Genomic DNA, 16,068 nt, shown 5'->3' on the forward strand with positions numbered 1-16,068 from the left:
ATGCAACATGCGCCGAGCGTCAATCAACAAACGCTTGTCAGCGTCAATCAACATCGGCATCATCAACCTCGCCGCGACATTCTCATCTTGTTTGTCGCGCGTCTCTCATCCAGATTGTCGCGCCACACTATGCCGTGAGCGTGCGCTCGCCGCTCGCGGCGCCGCGCGGTGCGGACCGGCTATGCCGCGCGTTCCAGGGCGGCGGTCGGGTCGGCGCGGCGGGCATCGATCATCTCGAGCGCGGCCGTTTCGACGAATTCGTTCGCGCGTTCGAGGGGGCTTTCGGCAGTGGGCGTGCGGACAGCGCGGCGTCATGACGTCGTCGAAGAGGCGACGCGATGCACGAAGGGTTGACCTGAGTCAACGCCAAGCTCCCGCTCGGGTCGATGATGAAATCTTCATTGACGTAAAGGAGGATTGATGATGAGCGAGCCAACCAGCAAACTGCCTGTCAAGAAAGCGGACTCGCTCACGCCACGTGAACACGTTGAGTGCAACAGCAAGGAGTTCCCATGAACGATCACATGAGGCCCTTCAAGCCGGGGGACCACAGAGACGTGTATCCCGGGCTCGAGCAAGATCCTTACGCGCTGAGGGGCAAACTTCCCGAACCCGCGGTTTGCAAGATCTGCGGCGCCGTCCATCAGGGCGGACGCTGGCAATGGGCGAAGGCCCCCAAAGGCGCCGAAAAGGTTCTCTGCACCGCGTGCCGTCGCACAGCGGATCAACTGCCGGCCGGGTATGTCCATATCGACGGCGAGTTCGCGGCTGCGCACCACGAAGAGGTGTTGCGGATCGTGTGCGCACATGAAGCACGCGCGAAGGCCGAGCACCCGATGCAGCGGATCATGTCTGTGAGCGAGGATGATGGAACGACGGTTGTGACCACGACGGACCTTCACTTGGCCCGCGACATCGGCACGATGCTGAAGTCGGCGTTCCAGGGCGAACTCGAGTTGAAATACGGCCGTGACGAGTCGCTCGTGCGCGTCTATTGGCGACGTTAGCGAGGCGAGCGTGACACCGCGTACGTCCTACCCTATCGAGCGCGCGCAATTGCTCGGGGCGGCACGAGGCGTGACGGAAGCCGCGTTGTGAGCAGGGAGAGACGCGCACGCGACATGGACAGCTCCGCGATCCGGAGGCGCGGCACCGTCTCGCTCGCCACGAAGGTGAGGCTGCTGAGCGATCCGCGGACCTGGCCGGAGTGCCCGCGCATGGTGACGGCGCTCGAAACCCATATGTCATGGGTTTTTCTGACCGTCGAGCATGCGTGGAAGCTGAAGAAGCCTGTTCACTACGGGGAACTGGACTTCCGTCGTTTGAGCGCGAGGCAGCATTTCTGCGGCGAAGAGGTTCGCTTGAACCGGCGTCTCGCGCCGTCGGTTTATCTCGACGCGGTCCCGCTTGTCGTGGATGCTCACGGGGCGCTTAGGCCCGGCGGTGACGGCCGCGTGGTCGACTGGCTCGTGAAGATGCGGCGTCTGCCCGCGAGCGCGATGCTCGATGCGCTGCTGGATAGCGCTCGCGTGACGCGGCGCGATGTGCGCCGGATCGTTCGGCATCTCGTCGCCTTCTATCGAACCCAACCCGCCGCCCCGATGAGCGGCGCGGCCTACAGGCGGCGCCTGCGCGAGGGCATCGACGCCAACGAAAGCGAGCTGCGTCACCCCGGGTGTTCGCCGTCTACGGAAGCCATTGCCGCGCTATGCGCTACGCAGCGTGCGTTGCTCGTTCGCCGGCGCGATCTGTTCGACCGGCGCATCGACGCAGGCCGGGTGGTCGAAGGCCACGGAGACTTGCGCCCGGAGCACGTCTATCTTGGACTACCGTTCGCGATCATCGACTGCCTCGAATTTTCGAAGGATCTGCGAACGCTCGACATCGCCGACGAGCTCGGCTTCCTGGCGCTGGAGGGCGAGCGGGTGGGCGTTCCCGAACTCGGCGCCGCGCTGTTTGCCGCATACGGCGAAGCCACCGGCGACACGCCGCCGCCCGTGCTGGTGCATTTTTACCAGAGCTATCGTGCCGCGATCCGCGCCAAGCTCGCGCTATGGCATCTGCGCGAACCCGCCTACCGGGATTCGGCGCATTGGCGCGCGAAGGCGCAGTGTTATCTGGAGCTCGCGCAGCGGCATATCGAACACTGCGCGAGCGCCCTGACGCCGGATGCTGTCAGCGCTGAAGCAGTGCGTTGATCGAACCGCCGCCGTGCAGGCGTTCGATCGCCTGCGCAAAGAGTACGCTGCAGTCGATTACGGTGAGTTTGTCTTTGAGTGTGCCGTCGGGCACGCGAAACGCCGGTACGCTATTCGTCACCACGACGCCGGTCAATGCCTCGGCCCCGAGCGCCTCGGGCGCGGACCCTACGAACAAGCCGTGCGACGCCGCGGCGTACACGGCCTTTGCGCCGAGCGCGCGGCAATCCCTTGCCGTCGCGGCGAGGGTGCCGCCTGTGCTGATGAGGTCGTCGACGATGACCGCGCAGCGATTCCTGACATCGCCGACGATCGGCTCGTGCGTGAGTACCCCCAGCGCGCGCAGCTTGCCAGCAAAGGCCGCCGAGACGGTGCGGCCGAGGGCGAGCGCAAGACGCTCGCGGAAATCGTCCGCGCGCCTGACGCCGCCCGCGTCGGGCGACACCACGACCACATCCTCGTCGCGCAAGCGCGGCACGAACCAGGAGACGAATAGCCCGTTCGCTTCCAGATGCTCGGTGCGGCAGCGGAACGCGTTCTGATACGCAGCGAGGTTGTGCACGTCGAGCGTGACGATCCGATCAGCGCCTACCGATTCGATGAGGCTTGCGACGTAGCGTGTCGTGACAGGGTCGCGCGGCTGTGACTTCTTGTCCTTGCGCGCATAGCAGAGGTAAGGCACGACCGCCGTGACGCTGCTCGCCGACGCATCTTTGAGCGCGCCGATGAAAAAGAGCAGCCTGCAGAGCTTGTCGTTCACGCTTTGCTCGCCTTCGCCGTATAGAGAATGGACGACATAAACATCGCGCCCCCGTACGCTGATGAGCGGCCGGGCTTTGTGCTCGCCGTCCTCGAAGCCGCGTTCCTCGTGTTGGGAGAGGGCGAGGCCGAGGTGTCGCGCCACGCTTTCCCCGAGGGCGCGGCTCGCGTCCAACGCAAAGATGATCGGATCGGCTGCAATCATGGTGGCGAACATGGCCTTGGCGGAGACCGGGGACCGCATCGAGGCCGGTGGCCCGGGAAGTATTCAGTGTGGCCGCGTCCTGTCGTCCATGATTGATGTAAGTCAACGGCTTGCCTTGCAACACCCGGGACGCTCGTCTGACCGGGAATGGAGCCACGGGCGGCGCTTGGTCCGCTCCTGCTGGTTCTGGAAGAAATCCGTAAAGTGATCGTTCGCCTTGATTGACCGCAGTTACATACCGAGGACTCGATTTCCGCCCGCCTTCGGATCGGCGTACGCGCGCAGCGCCTTCAGCGCCACGGCCACCGCGGCCCGATTTTCGTTCTCCGCGTGCCAGTAGATCGATACAGAGCCGGAGCCCTGCAATTTCATCGGCAGGATCTGAAGCGCGTTCAACTGTTGGAAGCGGAGTGCTGGCCGATGTGAGGCGACGCCCAGCAAATCCGTGTTGTTCAACAGCGTGAGGTTCAGAACCGACGAATTGGATTCGACGCAATGAGTCGGCAGCGTGCGCCCGGCGGCTGCGAGCGCCGCCTCCAGCGCATTGCGCACCGGTGTGCCTTGCGGCCAGACGACCCACGAGTAGGCGAGCACGTCGTCCCACTCGAGCGTGGCCTTTTGCGTCAACGGATGATGGGGACGGGCGACGAAGTCGATTAGTTCTGTATAGAGCGTCTCGCTTTGCAACTGCGCGTCTTCGTACTGCTCCCCCGAGCGGCCCACGACGATATCGAGCTCGCCGCGAGCCAGCTGCGGCATCAGCTGGTTCATCGTGCTTTCGACGAGACGCACCTGCGCCCGCGGCATGCACGCGAGCAGCCGCGACACGGCGAGCGGCACCGTGTCCGCCGCCGCTACGCCCGACGTGCCGATGCTCACGAGGCCACTGCCGCCTTCGCGCAGCGCATGCATGTCGTCGCGGGCGGTGTCGAGATGGGCTTCGATGCGCCGCGCGTGCTCGATCAGCGCCTCGCCGGGTGCTGTGGGCCGCAAGCCTCGCGCATGCCGCTCGAAAAGGGGCAGGCCGACGTCGTTCTCCAGCTCTTTCAGCCATTTCGACAGCGCCGGCTGCGTCGTATTGAGCGCCGTGGCCGATTGGCTCAGGTTGCCCGTTTCCGCCAGGCTCAGCAGCAATTGCAGGTGTCGCAGACGCAGACGGTATGTCCAGTCCATCGCGCAGTCCTCCGGTCACGATGTCACCAGGATTCCGGAGGTATATCCGAAAACACATGGATTAGATGATTTAACCATTTTACTAAGCATAGGTCTATCGCATATAAATAGCGCACAAGGTCCATCGAACCATCTATTCAATGCGGCGCCTGTACATCGCATCCGCCTAACGAGACACCGAAACGAGACGCACATGGCCAACAATCGTCCGGGCGCATCGCGCGCGGCCTACTACGAACAGATCGCCCGCCAGCATATGGCTGCGCTATGGGAATCGCTGCACAGCCTCGTTCCGAAAGCGCCGCAGCCGAAGGCTCGGCCCGCGATCTGGAAGTACGCACAGGTACGCGACCTCGTGATGGAGGCGGGTGGGGTGATCAGCGCCGAGGAAGCCGTTCGCCGCGTGCTGGTGCTCGAAAATCCCGGGCTGCCCGGCAAGTCGAGCATGACGCCGAACCTCTATGCGGGGCTTCAGCTGATTCTGCCCGGCGAGATCGCCCCCAGCCACCGTCATACGCAGTCGGCGCTGCGCTTCATCGTCGAGGGCAAGGGCGCGTGGACGGCCGTCGACGGCGAGCGGACGACGATGCGTCCCGGCGACTTCATCATCACGCCGTCGTGGACGTGGCACGACCACGGCAATCCGTCGATGGAAGAAGGGGGCGAGCCCGTGGTCTGGCTCGATGGCCTCGATATTCCGCTCGTCGCGCAGATGGACGCAGGTTTCGCCGAGAACTACCCTGAGGCGACCCAACCCATCTCGCGTCCCGAAGGCGACAGTTTCGCGAGATTCGGTCACAACATGGTGCCGATGCGGCATCGCGTGTCCGATCCGACGTCACCGATTTTCAGCTACCCGTATGAACGCAGCCGCGAAGCGCTCGATGCGCTGTACCGCAACGGCGAGCTCGACGACTGGGACGGCGTGAAGCTGCGCTACGTCAACCCGGCGACGGGGGGCTGGCCGATGCCAACGATTGCCACTTTCATGCAGTACCTGCCGGCCGGCTTTACGGGCCGCGCCTATCGCAGCACGGACGCCACCGTGTATTGCGTCGTCGAAGGCACGGGCAGCGTGAAGATCGGCAGCGACGAATTCACGTTCGAGCCACATGACGTTTTCGTCGCGCCATCGTGGGAGCCCGTGCAACTTTCGGCGTCGAAGGAAAGCGTGTTGTTCAGCTACTCGGACCGTCCGGTGCTCGCCGCGCTGAATCTGCTGCGCGAAGAGCGCAGCTAGACGGGCGCATCCTTGATCTTTGCGCGCCCGATCACAGGGCGCGTCCTCCATCCTTTCACTCGTCGAGTCGACCCCATCATGACTTTTGTTTTCACTCCTGAAGCGCCCGTCGCCGTTCCCGTCGCCGGTCGCGACGCTCAATTCGCAGTGCGCCGCGTCTATTGCGTGGGCCGCAACTACGCGGCGCATGCGCGTGAAATGGGCTTCGATCCCGATCGCGAGCCGCCGTTCTTTTTCTGCAAGCCCGGCGATGCCGTCGTCCCTGTCGCCTATGGCGAAACGCTTGAACTGATTTATCCGTCGCAGACGCAGAACTATCACTACGAAGCGGAACTCGTTGCCGTGATCGGAAAGGGTGGGGCGGACATCGAAGTCGAGCAGGCCCTCGATCACGTGTGGGGCTACGCCGTCGGCGTCGATATGACCCGTCGAGACCTGCAGATGAAGATGCGCGAAATGGGGCGCCCCTGGGAAATCGGCAAGGCGTTCGATCGTTCGGCGCCGATGGGCCCGATTCATCCCGCAAGCGCTGTCGGCCACATCCAAAACGCGGGACTGTGGTTGACCGTCAACGGCGAGACGAAGCAAAAGAGCGATGTGTCGCATCTGATCTGGTCGGTCGCGGAGACGGTCGCCTACCTGTCGAAGTTCTTCCGCCTCGAACCGGGTGACGTCATTTTCACAGGCACGCCGGAGGGCGTCGGCGCGGTGAAGGCGGGCGATCTGATGAAGATCGGCATCGAACATCTGGGTGAATTGGCCGTTCGCATCGTTTGACGCAGGGCATCCCTATCAACGGAAGACACGGCCGTGCAACTTCATAGTTTCTTCAACAGCTCGACCTCATACCGCGTGCGCATTGCGCTGGCACTCAAGGGCCTCGCGTACGACACGCTGCCCGTCAACATTCGGATCGGCGAACATCGCGCGACCGACTATGTGGCGAACGTGAATCCATCGGCGTCGGTGCCGGCGCTGATCGACGGCGAATTCAGTCTGGGCCAGTCGCTGGCGATCCTCGACTATCTCGACCGGAAATATCCCGATCCGCGCCTCATTCCGCTGGAACCGGAACGGCGGGCGCGCGTGCTCGAACTGGCAACAGCCATTTCGTGCGACATCCATCCGATCAACAACCTGCGCGTCTTGCGTTATCTGGAAACGGAGCTGAAAGTTACGCCGCAACAGAAAACACAGTGGTATCGACACTGGGTTACGGAGGGCATGGCTGCCGTCGAGCGCCTGCTCGAACGCAGCAACGAGGGCCCGTGGTGCTTCGGCGCGCAGCCTACGCTAGCGGACGTGTGCCTGGTACCGCAGATGGCCAACGCGTTGCGTGTGGACTGCAGCCTCGGGGCGTACAAGCGCAGCCTGGCGGTCTATGAGCACGCATCGCGAGACGCTGCATTCGTTGCCGCGCAGCCGCAGCGTCAGCCCGATTACGTGGCTTGAATGTGTCGGACCGAAGGCGATGCGCTTCGAATAGAGGATCGTCATGCAAAATGCGCTGATTGCGGCCGCTGCTTCAATGACGATCGATCGAACCCACGACAACGTCGTGCTCTCAATCGACTGATGTTCCGCAGTGGCTTGTTTCAGGCAGTTCCGATATCGAACCCTTGAAGAGTGCCTTGAACTTCGGGCACTCCACCAGCGGCGTATGCGTGCAACTCGCCGCGTGCCTCAGGCCATCGCGCATTCGCGAGAGCCGTGCGATCTCTTCGTCGAGTCGTTCGGCCTGCTCCGCCATTCGCGCTTGCAGATCGACATTGTTCGGCGTTGCGGCTAAGAAGCGTCCGATCTGTGCAAGCGTGAAACCTGCTGCTCGTGCGCAACTGATAAGTGCCAGCCGGCTGACCACTTCTGGATCGAAAGTGCGACGCAATCCGTTTCGGCCTCTCGAGACGATCAATTTCCGCTTCTCGTAGTACCGAAGCGCGGACGGCGCGAGGCCAGATTGCCTGGCGACCTCGGCGATATCGAGGAGCATGGCGGCCCTCCCTTGACTTGAACCGAGCTTCAATTTGCACAATGGCTGAACCCTTGTCGATCCTAGCTAAGGAGATCTGCGCCATGCCATTGCACCCTGAAGCACATGCACATCTTGAACGCCTTGCAAAGACCAGCTTTGCGGAACTACACACGCTCCCGCCGGAGCGAATCCGAGAGGGAATGCGACGCATGGCCAAGAGCCTCGGTGAGCCCGAGACCGTCGCCGATGTCAAAGATCGAACGATCCGCACGGACCGCGGCGATCTCACTATTCGCGTCTATCACCCGGCGCGGGCGAAGTCCGGCCTTATATCAGCCGTGTCACGCAAAACTGGTTCATGAACAACTATCTCAACAGCGAAGAGGAGAAGCTCGATCCGCTCGTATCGCCGCTGCTTGCGCCGAACCTCGCGGGCCTGCCTGCTGCCTTCATCATTACCGCCGAATATGATGCCCTGCGTGACGAAGGGGAGGGATATGGCGAACGTCTCCGCGAGGCCGGCGTCACCGTTGCGGTGAAGCGATATGAGGGGATGATTCATGAATTCATCCGATGGCCGTTCGACGAGAGCAAGCGGGCGCTGGGCGATGCCACCGATGCATTGCGTGCCGCGTTCGGTCTTTGAGTTCCGAACCGTGACGCGTCGAGCTCACATTGAGGGTGCGCGCGGCAGTGAATCTGCCGAATAGCCAGCGCCGTTGCCTCGCGAGCGCGCGCAACGCAGGCTTGCACGCGTTGTTGGACGGCCGCTTCAGGCCTTCCGACGCCCCTTTGCGACAGGTTCTCTATTCACTCGTAACCTGAACTGAAACGTATCGCCCTTGAAATACAGGTATTCGAAGTCGATGGGGCGATCGTTGCTGTCGTGCGTCAGCCGTTCGACGCGGAGCACCGGTGCATCGCGTTTGATCTCGAGTGCCCGTGCAACAGGGGAGCGTGCGGGTATAGCGTTGATGCTCAGGTCCGCGCTGCCCAGGGCAATGCCGCAGTCGTTCTCGAGCATGAGAAAGATGTCGCGCGTGGCGAGATCGGCACGCATCAGCTTCTTGCCGAGAGATTCGGGCAGGAAGGTAATTTCGTAGGAGGTCGCCTCGCGATTGAGCAGGCGCACACGATGAATCTCCGCCACCTTCTCGCCCTCGTGAAGCATGAGCTTCGCGGCGACCTCGGCGTTGGCTGGAACGAAAGTGAAAGAGACCACGCGATTGACGATCTCGTGTCCTTCGCTCGACATGGCCTCGGCGAAGCCTTGCAGGGACGTGATGTTCTGCGCCGCTTTGGGCTGTGACACGAATGAGCCCTTGCCGTGCACCTTGAAGATCAGCCCTTCCTTCTGAAGATCGCCGAGCGCCTGCCGGATCGTGATGCGGCTCACCTCGAACATCGCCTGCAGTTCGCTCTCCGAGGGCATGCGGCTATGCGGCGGGTACCTTCCGTCGAGGATACCGCTACGCAGCGTATCTTTGATTTGCTGATAGAGCGGAATCGGCGAGTCGGGTTCGAAGGCGATCTGGCTTGTCTGCATGGTCGATGAGCGAGAGCACGGGAGATTCCACGATGCAGCTTTGGCGATGGAAGATTATACCGCTGCATATCCACGTTGGCGACGCGAAAACCCATCATGTCATGTCATGGGATAGCGTGTCATTTCAAGAACTCATTCTCTGACGACAATCGGTTTCGATCAGACGGCGCCACGCACCGACTTATGGCGAAAATGACTGATGCGTGTGCCAAGTCGCACCCGCTTGGCGCGCACCGCCACAAGGAACGCCCGCGCGAACCGCATTTCAACGATGGCATCGTCCTTGCTTAGAACTACACGTCATGCCTTGTTATGACGAGTAGAAGAATGAAGCACTAACGGAGAGAACATTGGACGCTTTGCCCGCCCTGATCGTCACCGCGACCGCCGCTTACGTTTCGACCAACGTCGATGGATATGCACTGCTGATCGGATTCTTCAGCAACGAGCGTTATCGCTCGATGGAGATTGTCGCGGGGCAATTCCTCAGCATGGCGACACAGTTGGGGATATCGATCGCGGTCATGCGCTCGGGATGGGTGGCGCATTCACCATTGGTCGGTCTAGCCGGCGCCGTGCCGCTGTTCGCCGGGCTGAAGCGAATCGCGCGATTGCGCCGTCGAAACGGGCCCCGACAAGAAAATGCGGTGTGTCGGGCGAGTCCGGGTCACGGAACGTTCGGGCGCGTCGCGACGGTGACCGTTGTGACAACTTCCGTCGCGATCGACAACGTGATGGTTTATTCGAGCGTCATCATGGACCTCGCACCGTCCCAGATGACGTTCATTGCGGGGGCGTTTGGATTGCTCACGGCATTGCTCTGTCTTTGCGCATTCTGGACCGCAGGCTCCCGCTCGTCGATCCCGGTGTTGCAGTGCGCGGCGAATCGCGTTGCACCCTTCATGGCGGTGGCTATCGGCGTGTCTTTGTTTATTCGCTTCCGTACGTTTCCGTGGATCTATTCGCTTGCATGAGCCGCACAAGCTTGCACCAAGCCGGAGCCGTTTCTGCACCGGCAAGCCGTGCGCGCGCGCAATCGTGAGGCGCGAGAGACGCTGAAAGAGGGCAAGTCGGCCGGTCGGTGCCCCCGGTAAACGTTGGCATACGCCTTGCATCGATTCGACAACTTGTAATGACGAGTTATGTCCACGGAGATCGTGTCGAAGGACAGACGGTCGATGTCGACGGTTGATGTTTCTGGCTGGATCACACGCGGGCGGAGCAGGGACCCGATTCATGTCACTCACTCTTAGGGTTACACCATGCGAATCAGAGCTTTGGTAGGCCAGGCGTTGAGCAGTGCTTCGCTCGTCGCAATCGGCGCCATGCCGGCGTTCGGAGGCGCCGCGCACGCGGAAACGATCGACATCGGTATCGGCACGCAAGACACAACGACGAACACAGTCACGGGCGGCATCGTCATCAAGCAGCTCCATCTGCTCGACAAATATTTGCCGCATACGGGAAAGTATAAGGATGTCACCTACAACGTGACGTGGCAAAACGCGACCTCCGGGCCGCCCATCACCAACGCCATGATCGCGCGCAAGCTGCAGATCGGCATGATGGGCGACTATCCGCTGCTCGTGAACGGGGCTACGGGGCACGCAACGAACAACGATACCGAACTCGTGGCGGTCATCGCCTATAACGCGCACGGCGGCGGCAACGGCATCGTCGTACCGAAAGATTCGCCTTACTACGATTTGAGCGATCTGAAAGGCAAGCGCGTATCGGTGCCGTTCGGCTCGGCCGCGCACGGCATGCTGCTCGCCGCCTTGCAGAGCCGGCATCTGCCGAGTGACTACTTCGCGCTCGTGAATCAGTCGCCCGAAGTGGGCAGCACGAGCATCCAGGAAAAGCGAATCGACGCTCATGCGGACTTCGTGCCGTTCGCCGAGTTGCTGCCCTATCGCGGTTTCGCGCGCAAGATCTTCGACGGCGCCGAGACGGGACAGCCGACGTTTCATGGCGTGGTGGTCCGCAAGGACTTCGGCCAGAAGTACCCCGAGATCGTGACGGCTTACATCAGGGCTTTGATGGAAGCCGACGATTGGGTCCGCCGCGATCCGGAACAGGCCGCGGAAAAGATTCAGTCGTGGACCAAGGTGGACAAGGAGGTGGCGTACATCTTCCTTGGCCCGGGCGGCATCGATACGCTCGACCCAACCATCAAGCCACGCTGGGTCGCCGCGTTGAAGGCGGACTATGCGGTGCTCAAGAAGCTCGACATGGTGAAAGACCTCGACATCGACAAATGGGTGAACGACGCCTTCGTGCGGGAGGCTTTCAAGGAGGCCGGGCGCGATTACGACGCGCAGCTCGCAGACTTCTCCAACTACCAGGTCCAAGGCAACGACACCGTGTGCAACGCGCCGATCGGCGATCCCTCGCAGGCGGGACAGATCTGGGCCGCAGGCGGCAAGGTCGCTTCGTTCAGCTCCGCTGCATGCACGCTCGAAGGTGTGAACGCGTATCGCGCGCAAGGCAGGAAAGTCGATGCGGTCTATTTGATGGACAAGACGCTCGGCGTCAAGGTCTTTGCGGATGCCGCGTTCTATACGCTCGGCGCTGCAAGTGGAAAAAGACCGGACATCGGGTCATTCATGCTCAAGCGCGATGCCGAGGCGAGCGCGAAGAACTCGGGTGAGAAAGTCGTGAGCTTTGCGCAGGCGTTGAGCGCAGTCGGCAAGGGAGGGAAGTGACATGGAAGGATCCCTCGATCTCGAGATCAAGAACGGCGCATCGTCGTTGCCTGGAGAGCAACCGCCGGAAGCTGCGTCAAGTAACCGGGTCCGTAAGGGCGCCTGTGCGCCGAACGGTGCGCAAGCGCTCGCCGTGAGGCTCGTGTTCGCGATTGCTTCGCTCGGCGCGCCGTTCCTGATCTGGTACCTCGGCACGCGCTATCGGGTTCAGTTCTATATCCGCTTTCAGGACGTGCCGACTCCACTCGACGTGTTTCATGCGGCGGTACATGTCGCCGCGTCAAGCGCGTTTTCGACGAACATCGGCAACAGCTTGCGACGCATCTTCCTGGGCTTTTTCATCGCACTGCTTTCGGGCGTCGGATTGGGCTTGGTGATCGGGCGATATCGCATCGTGAAGCAGTTACTCATCCCGGCGATCGAAGTGCTGCGGCCGATCCCGGCGATTGCCTGGGTGCCGTTGTCGATCATGTTGTGGCCGACGACGGAATCGTCGATCGTGTTCATCACATTCATCGGCGCGTTCTATCCGATTCTGCTCAATACGGTAGATGGCGTCGAGTCGCTCGATGGCGTACTGCTGCGCGCCGGCCGCTGTCTCGGCGCGAGCGAAGCCCAACTGTTCTGGCATGTGATCTTGCCAGGCGTCCTACCCAATATCTTCACGGGGCTCGCGGTAGGCATGGGAGTGGCTTGGGTGTCGTTGATCGCGGCCGAGATGATCGCGGGGCAGTACGGCGTCGGCTACTACACGTGGGAGGCCTATTCGCTCGTCAACTATCCGGCGATCGTCCTCGGCATGATCACGATCGGCTCCCTTGGCCTCATATGCAGCGGCGCGATCCGTCTCGTCGGGCAGTTCTCGATGCCCTGGCTCGCATCCGTCAACGGAGCGCGCAAATGAGCAACGCAAACAAAGGCCGCATCGAGTGCCGCAACGTCGGCGTCGTGTTCGGCTCGGGCAACGCCGAGACCGAAGCAGTCAAGGACGTATCGCTGACCGTCGAGCCGCATGAGTTCGTTTCGTTGATCGGTCCATCGGGCTGTGGCAAGTCCTCTTTGCTGAGCATCGCGGCGGGCTTTACGAAGCCGACGCGAGGCACGGTCACGCTTGACGGCGTACTCATCAAAAAGCCCGGCGCGGAACGCGGCGTGGTGTTTCAGCAGTATTCGCTATTCCCTTGGCTGCGCGTGCGAGAGAACGTCGAGTTCGGCCTGAAGATGGCAGGCGTCTCGCGTGCCAAACGCGAAAGCACTGCCCGCACGCTGCTGGGACTTGCGGGGCTGCTGGCTTTCGAAAACCACTATCCGGATCAATTGTCGGGGGGCATGAAGCAGCGCATCGGCATCGTGCGCGCGCTTGCGGCGAACCCACAGGTGTTGCTCATGGACGAACCGTTCGGCGCGCTCGACACGCAAACGCGGACCGTCATGCAGGAGATCCTGACGAACATGTGGCAGCGCTTTCGGTTGTCGGTGCTGTTCATCACGCATGACATCGAGGAAGCCGTCTTCCTGTCGGACCGCATCTACGTGATGACGGCGCGGCCTGGGCGCATCAAGACTGAAATACACGTGCCGCTGCCGCGTCCGCGTTCGCCAGCGATGCTGAATACGCCCGAATTCATCGAATTGGTCCGTCGCCTGAAAGACCTGATTCGCGAGGAATCGCTCGCCGCGATGGGATCCGAACTCGGGCCGGGCGGCGTCGAGGGTTTCAGTATGGAGATGGGACCGAACGGCGTCGAAGAGATGCTCTGATCCTGTCAAGCCAGCATTTGGAGCAGTAAGACACCACGCGAAAAGCGTCCCTAACCGAGGGCGGGGGATAACGTTCTCGATCCGATGGAGTTTTGCAATGAGCAAGAAACCGAACATCCTGTTCTTCCACGTCGACAATCTGGGTATGGGGGAACTCGGCTGCTACGGCGGCGGCAAACTGCGCGGCGCGGATACCAAGCGTATCGATGCCTTCTGCAAGGAGGGCACCAAACTCACGCACTACGTGGTCGAGCCGCAATGCACGCCGACACGTTCAGCGTTGATGACGGGCCGCTACCCGATCCGTTCCGGCAATCACACGATTGCGCTGGGGGGCAACGGGGGCGGCCTCGTGACCTGGGAGGTCACCATCGCCGAACTGCTCGCGCAAGGGGGATACAAGTCCTCGTGCCTCGGAAAATGGCACATCGGCGCGGAAGACGGGCGTTTCCCGACCGATCACGGTTTCGACGAATGGTACGGCCCATTGCGTACTTATGACGAGTGCATGTGGTTGGAGGATCCCCACTACGTGCCCGAGCGCGATGGCTACTCTCACATGCACGAGGGCTTCAAGGGCAAGGGCGCGAGGCCGCTGCTCGACGAGCAGCTCACGATGGCAACCAAGAAGACCTGCGATCTCGAGTATCAGAAGCGCGGAATAGACTTCATGCAGCGTTGCGTGAAAAACGACGAGCCGTTCTTCCTTTACTTCAATCACTCGCTGATGCATTTCCCGATGTCGCCGCGCGACGAGTTCGTCGGCAAGAGCACCAACGGTGAATGGGGCGATTGCCTGCTGATGCTCGATCACGATTTCGGCGTGCTGCTCGATGAACTCGACCGTCTCGGCGTGGCGGACGACACGATCGTCATCTTGTGCGGCGACAATGGCGCGGAGGATCATTTGGCAGGCCGCGGCACCGGCGGATTCTTCGACGGCTCGTACTTCAGTTCGGCGGAAGGCGGCATCCGCACGCCGCTACTCGCGCGCTGGCCGGGCCGCATTCCGGCGGGCGTGGAGAGCAACGAGATGGTCCACGTCACCGATCTTTTCACGACGCTGCTCAAGTTCGCGGGAAGCGACACGCCGAAGGACCGGCTCATCGATGGTAAGGACCAGACCGCGTTTTTCCTCGGTGAACAAGCGACCTCGAACCGCGAGTCGTGCATGGTATGGCTCAAGGATGAACTGCATGCGGTGAAGTGGAAAGACTTCAAGATCAACTTCAAGCGCCAACAGCATTTTCACGACCCCGAGCTGCCGCTCGGCTTCGCGCGCATCACGCATCTGCAGGAAGATCCCAAGGAACGCGAGGCGGTCAATCAGCGCTACGTGCGGTGGTGGGTGATGCAGCACGCGCATCGCGTCGTACGGGAGTTCGAGGACAGCGTGAAACAGGAGGCGCTGATTCCGCCGGGCTCCGAGCTCGACTTCGTGCCGAAGTCGGTCTTCAACGCGTAACGCCACGGGCGCGCCGATCATGGACATCAAACCCGAGAAGCCCGCATGCTGCTGCTCCGCGAAAGCGGCGGCGCCCGCCATGAACGCCGTTCGCACCGAAGGCATGGTGTGGATCAGAGGCGGCGACTTCACGATGGGCTCCGATGTTTTTTATCGCGAGGAACGTCCGGCGCGGCGCGCCGCTGCGCCGGATTTTTGGATCGACGCGCACCCGGTGACAAACGCGCAGTTCGCTGCTTTCGTCGATGCGACCGGCTACGTCACGCTCGCGGAGCGGCAGCCCGATCCGGCGTTGTATCCCGACGCCGACCTGGCGCTTCTGTGCCCCGGCTCCTTGGTTTTCACGCAGCCGCAATCGCGGGTGACCTTGCACGACTTTCGGCAATGGTGGGCCTATGTGCCGGGCGCGTGCTGGCGGCACCCGCAAGGGCCGGGCACCGATCTGGGCGGTCTGGCCGACCATCCGGTCGTGCATGTGTCGTTCGCGGACGCGAGCGCCTACGCGGCATGGGCAGGGAAGTCTTTGCCGAACGAGATCGAGTGGGAGTATGCGGCCCGCGGCGGCCTCGATGGTGCGGTGTATCCCTGGGGCGATGAATTCGCGCCCGAGGGTCTGCAGATGGCGAATACGTGGCAAGGCGAATTTCCGTGGAGCAACGCTGCGCTCGATGGCTTTGAACGCACTTCGCCGGTGAAGTCGTTCCCGCCGAATGGTTATGGGCTTTACGACGTCGCGGGCAACGTGTGGGAGTGGACCGTGACCCGCTACGGCCAGCCGCCTGGCGTCGCGGATGTGAAGTCGTGCTGCATCCCGTCGACGGGCTCCGACGCTCCGGACGTGCGCAATGTGGTGAAGGGCGGATCGCATTTATGCGCGCCGGGCTATTGCCTGCGCTACCGGCCTGCGGCACGTCAGGGCCAGACGCTCGATACGTCGACCAGCCATATCGGCTTTCGATGCATCGTGCGGACGTGATCCGTTCGCGGCGCTCCACACGCGATGACGTGTGCCGCGTCTTATGTCTCAAACAACCGAGTACCGAC

17 protein-coding genes and 1 pseudogene are annotated in these 16,068 nt (G+C 62.0%); 14 read left to right on the plus strand and 4 right to left on the minus strand.

The genetic code is table 11. The features are described from left to right. Positions 1-128: 128 nt before the first annotated feature. The 3 genes and pseudogenes from GWC77_RS29530 to GWC77_RS06265 form a co-directional block, all read left to right on the plus strand. Positions 129-317, plus strand: a pseudogene (locus GWC77_RS29530) (acetyltransferase); the annotation flags it as partial. A gap of 195 nt (positions 318-512) precedes the next feature. Beyond that, positions 513-1,007, plus strand: coding sequence for a BCAM0308 family protein (locus tag GWC77_RS06260; protein WP_173256036.1), 495 nt, complete (start codon positions 513-515; stop codon positions 1,005-1,007). 114 nt (positions 1,008-1,121) lie between these two features. Continuing rightward, positions 1,122-2,198 (plus strand): hypothetical protein, encoded by a 1,077-nt coding sequence (locus tag GWC77_RS06265; RefSeq protein WP_173256037.1) that lies wholly within the window; start codon positions 1,122-1,124, stop codon positions 2,196-2,198. Here GWC77_RS06265 and GWC77_RS06270 read toward each other — a convergent pair. Beyond that, on the minus strand, positions 2,176-3,174 hold the full coding sequence (locus GWC77_RS06270) for a ribose-phosphate pyrophosphokinase (RefSeq protein ID WP_254366843.1): 999 nt from the start codon (positions 3,172-3,174) through the stop codon (positions 2,176-2,178). The two genes, GWC77_RS06265 and GWC77_RS06270, sit on opposite strands and share 23 nt — an antisense overlap. 219 nt (positions 3,175-3,393) lie before the next feature. Continuing rightward, the gene (locus GWC77_RS06275) at positions 3,394-4,335 is read right to left on the minus strand and encodes a LysR family transcriptional regulator (protein WP_173256038.1); all 942 of its coding nucleotides are present in this window, start codon (positions 4,333-4,335) and stop codon (positions 3,394-3,396) included. Between the two features lie 193 nt (positions 4,336-4,528). Here GWC77_RS06275 and gtdA point away from each other — a divergent pair, with 193 nt between their 5' ends. The 3 genes from gtdA to maiA all read left to right on the plus strand — a co-directional run bounded on the left by gtdA (position 4,529) and on the right by maiA (position 7,027). Then, the gene (gene gtdA, locus GWC77_RS06280; RefSeq protein WP_173256039.1) at positions 4,529-5,575 is read left to right on the plus strand and encodes a gentisate 1,2-dioxygenase; all 1,047 of its coding nucleotides are present in this window, start codon (positions 4,529-4,531) and stop codon (positions 5,573-5,575) included. Positions 5,576-5,653: 78 nt separating this feature from the next. Beyond that, a complete protein-coding gene (locus GWC77_RS06285) occupies positions 5,654-6,352 on the plus strand; it encodes a fumarylacetoacetate hydrolase family protein (RefSeq protein WP_173256040.1) in 699 nt (232 codons plus the stop codon). Positions 6,353-6,385: 33 nt separating this feature from the next. Beyond that, positions 6,386-7,027 (plus strand): maleylacetoacetate isomerase, encoded by a 642-nt coding sequence (gene maiA, locus GWC77_RS06290; RefSeq protein WP_173256041.1) that lies wholly within the window; start codon positions 6,386-6,388, stop codon positions 7,025-7,027. Positions 7,028-7,139: 112 nt separating this feature from the next. Here the strand turns inward: maiA and GWC77_RS06295 are convergent, their stop codons facing one another. Beyond that, on the minus strand, positions 7,140-7,565 hold the full coding sequence (locus GWC77_RS06295) for a MerR family transcriptional regulator (RefSeq protein ID WP_173256042.1): 426 nt from the start codon (positions 7,563-7,565) through the stop codon (positions 7,140-7,142). Between the two features lie 191 nt (positions 7,566-7,756). Here GWC77_RS06295 and GWC77_RS06300 point away from each other — a divergent pair, with 191 nt between their 5' ends. Then, positions 7,757-7,909 carry a hypothetical protein gene (locus tag GWC77_RS06300; protein WP_173256043.1) on the plus strand — a complete coding sequence of 51 codons (153 nt, stop codon included), beginning with the start codon at positions 7,757-7,759 and terminating at the stop codon, positions 7,907-7,909. Further along, positions 7,906-8,193, plus strand: a complete 288-nt coding sequence (locus GWC77_RS06305; protein WP_173256044.1) for an alpha/beta hydrolase fold domain-containing protein — start codon at positions 7,906-7,908, stop codon at positions 8,191-8,193. Before GWC77_RS06300 ends, GWC77_RS06305 begins: the two co-directional genes overlap by 4 nt. Positions 8,194-8,319: 126 nt before the next feature. Here the strand turns inward: GWC77_RS06305 and GWC77_RS06310 are convergent, their stop codons facing one another. Then, entirely contained in the window at positions 8,320-9,093 is a 774-nt protein-coding gene (locus GWC77_RS06310; protein WP_173256045.1) for a GntR family transcriptional regulator, read from the minus strand. A 350-nt stretch (positions 9,094-9,443) separates the two neighbouring features. On the opposite strand from GWC77_RS06310, the gene GWC77_RS06315 reads away from it, so the two are divergent. The 6 genes from GWC77_RS06315 to GWC77_RS06340 all read left to right on the plus strand — a co-directional run bounded on the left by GWC77_RS06315 (position 9,444) and on the right by GWC77_RS06340 (position 16,000). After that, positions 9,444-10,067, plus strand: a complete 624-nt coding sequence (locus tag GWC77_RS06315) for a cadmium resistance transporter (protein WP_173256046.1) — start codon at positions 9,444-9,446, stop codon at positions 10,065-10,067. A 288-nt stretch (positions 10,068-10,355) separates the two neighbouring features. Further along, the gene (locus GWC77_RS06320; RefSeq protein ID WP_173256047.1) at positions 10,356-11,798 is read left to right on the plus strand and encodes an ABC transporter substrate-binding protein; all 1,443 of its coding nucleotides are present in this window, start codon (positions 10,356-10,358) and stop codon (positions 11,796-11,798) included. A 1-nt stretch (position 11,799) separates the two neighbouring features. Next, entirely contained in the window at positions 11,800-12,702 is a 903-nt protein-coding gene (locus GWC77_RS06325) for an ABC transporter permease (RefSeq protein WP_173256048.1), read from the plus strand. Then, positions 12,699-13,559: an ABC transporter ATP-binding protein gene (locus tag GWC77_RS06330; RefSeq protein ID WP_173256049.1), complete on the plus strand. Its 861-nt coding sequence runs from the start codon at positions 12,699-12,701 to the stop codon at positions 13,557-13,559. Before GWC77_RS06325 ends, GWC77_RS06330 begins: the two co-directional genes overlap by 4 nt. 97 nt (positions 13,560-13,656) lie before the next feature. Next, on the plus strand, positions 13,657-15,024 hold the full coding sequence (locus GWC77_RS06335; RefSeq protein ID WP_173256050.1) for an arylsulfatase: 1,368 nt from the start codon (positions 13,657-13,659) through the stop codon (positions 15,022-15,024). 79 nt (positions 15,025-15,103) lie between these two features. Next, on the plus strand, positions 15,104-16,000 hold the full coding sequence (locus tag GWC77_RS06340) for a formylglycine-generating enzyme family protein (RefSeq protein ID WP_254366844.1): 897 nt from the start codon (positions 15,104-15,106) through the stop codon (positions 15,998-16,000). Positions 16,001-16,068 lie beyond the last annotated feature (68 nt).

Origin of the sequence: Paraburkholderia sp. NMBU_R16, from assembly GCF_013282575.1 — a bacterium.
In the GTDB taxonomy this organism is placed as follows: domain Bacteria; phylum Pseudomonadota; class Gammaproteobacteria; order Burkholderiales; family Burkholderiaceae; genus Trinickia.

What these genes read in the sequence shown, in the direction of transcription:
- GWC77_RS06265 (WP_173256037.1), top strand. Translation starts at nt 1,122, where the DNA reads ATGGACAGCTCCGCGATCCGGAGGCGCGGCACCGTCTCGCTCGCCACG.
- GWC77_RS06340 (WP_254366844.1), top strand. Translation starts at nt 15,104, where the DNA reads ATGAACGCCGTTCGCACCGAAGGCATGGTGTGGATCAGAGGCGGCGAC.
- GWC77_RS06325 (WP_173256048.1), top strand. Translation starts at nt 11,800, where the DNA reads ATGGAAGGATCCCTCGATCTCGAGATCAAGAACGGCGCATCGTCGTTG.
- GWC77_RS06320 (WP_173256047.1), top strand. Translation starts at nt 10,356, where the DNA reads ATGCGAATCAGAGCTTTGGTAGGCCAGGCGTTGAGCAGTGCTTCGCTC.
- GWC77_RS06300 (WP_173256043.1), top strand. Translation starts at nt 7,757, where the DNA reads ATGGCCAAGAGCCTCGGTGAGCCCGAGACCGTCGCCGATGTCAAAGAT.
- GWC77_RS06285 (WP_173256040.1), top strand. Translation starts at nt 5,654, where the DNA reads ATGACTTTTGTTTTCACTCCTGAAGCGCCCGTCGCCGTTCCCGTCGCC.
- GWC77_RS06310 (WP_173256045.1), bottom strand. Translation starts at nt 9,093, where the DNA reads ATGCAGACAAGCCAGATCGCCTTCGAACCCGACTCGCCGATTCCGCTC.
- GWC77_RS06330 (WP_173256049.1), top strand. Translation starts at nt 12,699, where the DNA reads ATGAGCAACGCAAACAAAGGCCGCATCGAGTGCCGCAACGTCGGCGTC.
- GWC77_RS06295 (WP_173256042.1), bottom strand. Translation starts at nt 7,565, where the DNA reads ATGCTCCTCGATATCGCCGAGGTCGCCAGGCAATCTGGCCTCGCGCCG.
- GWC77_RS06335 (WP_173256050.1), top strand. Translation starts at nt 13,657, where the DNA reads ATGAGCAAGAAACCGAACATCCTGTTCTTCCACGTCGACAATCTGGGT.
- GWC77_RS06270 (WP_254366843.1), bottom strand. Translation starts at nt 3,174, where the DNA reads ATGTTCGCCACCATGATTGCAGCCGATCCGATCATCTTTGCGTTGGAC.
- GWC77_RS06305 (WP_173256044.1), top strand. Translation starts at nt 7,906, where the DNA reads ATGAACAACTATCTCAACAGCGAAGAGGAGAAGCTCGATCCGCTCGTA.
- gtdA (WP_173256039.1), top strand. Translation starts at nt 4,529, where the DNA reads ATGGCCAACAATCGTCCGGGCGCATCGCGCGCGGCCTACTACGAACAG.
- GWC77_RS06260 (WP_173256036.1), top strand. Translation starts at nt 513, where the DNA reads ATGAACGATCACATGAGGCCCTTCAAGCCGGGGGACCACAGAGACGTG.
- GWC77_RS06275 (WP_173256038.1), bottom strand. Translation starts at nt 4,335, where the DNA reads ATGGACTGGACATACCGTCTGCGTCTGCGACACCTGCAATTGCTGCTG.